The sequence below is a fragment of the Pseudomonas sp. 34 E 7 genome (assembly GCF_900005715.1).
GTDB lineage: Bacteria > Pseudomonadota > Gammaproteobacteria > Pseudomonadales > Pseudomonadaceae > Aquipseudomonas > Aquipseudomonas orientalis_A.
Genome location: NZ_CVTX01000050.1, coordinates 1 through 2,675, shown reverse-complemented (window position 1 = coordinate 2,675; position 2,675 = coordinate 1). Strand labels below are relative to the sequence as shown.

Annotated in this window: 2 protein-coding genes; one reads left to right on the top strand and one right to left on the bottom strand. The window is 63.7% G+C overall.

The window, feature by feature from the left end; all coding sequences use genetic code 11:
• Positions 1-444 (bottom strand): MFS transporter (locus BFP96_RS02175; protein WP_065935498.1); only part of this gene is annotated, 444 nt, incomplete at its 3' end.
• A gap of 24 nt (positions 445-468) precedes the next feature.
• Here BFP96_RS02175 and BFP96_RS02170 point away from each other — a divergent pair.
• A complete protein-coding gene (locus tag BFP96_RS02170) occupies positions 469-2,511 on the top strand; it encodes a S9 family peptidase (RefSeq protein ID WP_065935497.1) in 2,043 nt (680 codons plus the stop codon).
• Positions 2,512-2,675 lie beyond the last annotated feature (164 nt).

Here is a 2,675-nt window from a genome sequence, read left to right as displayed (position 1 = left end):
GGCATCCGTGGCGGCCTTGCGCTGACGGCGGGCGTTGGCGGCGCGCTCGATGGGCCAGCGGATCAGCACGAACACGATGTACAGCGCAAACACGATCATGGTGTACATGAACAGGTCGGAGATGGCGCGCCAGGCGTTATTGCCGACCTTTAGCAGCAGGTCCAGGGCAGTGATCGCCACGGCGGGCGCGAACTGGGTCTTGATCGGGTCGACAATGGTGGGGCTGAGCAACAGCACCGCCATCAGTAACTGCAACGGCTCACGCAGCCAGCGCCAGATCCAGCGGGTCATGCGCCACCACACCAACAGGCAGCCCAAAGCGGCGAAGGCGTAGAGGCCCCAAGCGGTCAGATAGTCGTTCTCGGTCATGGTGTCCATGGCAAGGCTGGCAAAGAGGCGGCTATGATAACGGCTTTTGCGTGTCGCGGCTGCAATGCCGGCCACCGTCCGCCCGATAGAGAATTATCCATGCCTATTTCGACCGCACCGATTGCCCGCAAAGCCCCAGGCCCAGACCCGTACGCCTGGCTGCAGGAACGTGACAGCACTGAAGTGCTCGATTACCTCAAAGCGGAAAACGCCTGGCAGGAGACCCAACTGGCCGATCAGCAGGCACTGCGCGAGACGCTGTTCGAGGAAATCAAGGGCCGTATCCTGGAAACCGACTTGTCCCTGCCCTCCCCCTGGGGCCCGTACCTGTACTACACGCGCACCACCGCCGGTGACGAATACGCGCGTCACTACCGCTGCCGGCGCCCGGCCGATGACAGCAACCAGGTGGATGAGCGCAGCGAAGAATTGCTGCTGGACCCGAACGTGCTGGCCAATGGCGGCTTTTTCTCCCTCGGCGCGTTCAGCATCAGCCCCGACCATCAGCGCCTGGCCTACAGCCTCGACACCACGGGTGAAGAGATCTACACCCTGTACGTGAAGGAATTGGCGACCGACAAGGTCAGTGAGCTGGCATTCGACAACTGCGACGGCAGCATGACCTGGGCCAACGACAGCATCACGCTGTTTTTCGGCGAACTGGACGACACTCATCGTCCGCACAAGCTTTACCGCTACCGCCTGGACGGCACGGCGGCGCAGGAAGTGTTCCACGAACCCGACGGACGCTTCTTCCTGCATTGCTACCGCTCCAGCTCCGAGCGCCAGTTGCTGCTGGCCCTGGGCAGCAAGACCACCAGCGAGATCTGGGCCCTCGACGCCGACCAGCCGCACCTGGACTTCACCTGCCTGGCGCCGCGGGTGGAAGATCACGAATACGATGTCGATCACGGCCAGTTGAACGGCCAGTGGACCTGGTTTATCCGCAGCAACCGCGACGGTATCAACTACGCGCTGTTCGTCGCGCCTGACAGCGGCACGCCCCCGACCGAAGCCGACTGGCAGAACCTGATCCCCCACAGCGACGAGGTGATGCTCGACGGCGTCAGCCTCAACGCCAGCGCCATGACCCTGAGCCTGCGCATCGGCGGCCTGCCGGTGATCGAAGTGCACCCCGAGGGCGTGCCGGCCTATCGCGTGGAACTGCCTGACGCGGCTTACAGCCTCTACGTACAGAACAGCCTGGAATTTGCCAGCGACAGGATTCGCCTGCGCTATGAAGCACTGAACCGTCCGGCCCAGGTGCGCCAGTTGGAACTGGCCAGCGGGGCACAGCAGGTGCTCAAGGAAACCCCGGTACTCGGTGAGTTCAACGCCGATGACTACGTCAGCCAGCGTCTGTGGGCCACGTCCGCCGACGGCACCCAGGTGCCGATCAGCCTGGTGGTCAAGCGTGACCAGCTCGGCCAGACGACGCCGCTGTACCTGTATGGCTACGGCGCCTATGGCTCGAGCCTGGACCCATGGTTCTCCCATGCGCGCCTGAGCCTGCTGGACCGAGGCGTGGCGTTTGCCATCGCGCACGTGCGCGGCGGTGGCGAGCTGGGTGAAGCCTGGTACCGCAACGGCAAGCAGGAACACAAGCAGAACACCTTCAGCGATTTCATCGCCTGCGCCGAACACCTCATCGCCCAGGGCCTGACCACCGCCAACCAGTTGGCGATCAGCGGCGGCAGCGCCGGCGGCCTGTTGATCGGTGCGGTGCTCAACCAACGCCCGGAGCTGTTCCAGGCGGCGATCGCCGAAGTGCCGTTTGTCGATGTGCTCAACACCATGCTCGACCCGGAACTGCCGCTGACCGTCACCGAGTACGACGAATGGGGCAACCCGCAGGAGCCCGAGGTGTATGCGCGCATCAAGGCCTATGCGCCGTACGAAAACGTGCGTGCCCAGGCCTACCCGCACATGCTGGTGATTGCCGGTTACAACGACAGTCGCGTGCAGTACTGGGAAGCGGCCAAGTGGGTGGCCAAACTGCGCGACACGAAGACGAACGACAACCTGCTGCTGCTCAAGACCGAGCTGGGCGCCGGTCACGGCGGCATGAGCGGTCGTTACCAGGGATTACGTGACGTGGCACTCGAATATGCCTTCGTGTTCAAGGCGCTTGAGCTGATTTAGGAACGTATGATTGAAGCGCTTAGTGGGGCGGCCCGGTCTGAACACAGGACGCCCTCGCAACAGTTTTAACCGCCGGGCGTCTTCGGCTTGCTGTCGTTCTGCTGCAGGCCCGGGACCGTCTGGTCCTTGGGCGGCGCCGGCAGCACGATCGGCGCCAGGGGCGG

Bases quoted from the DNA above. Each gene is read 5' to 3' on its own strand.
- BFP96_RS02170 (WP_065935497.1), top strand. From the start codon at position 469: ATGCCTATTTCGACCGCACCGATTGCCCGCAAAGCCCCAGGCCCAGAC.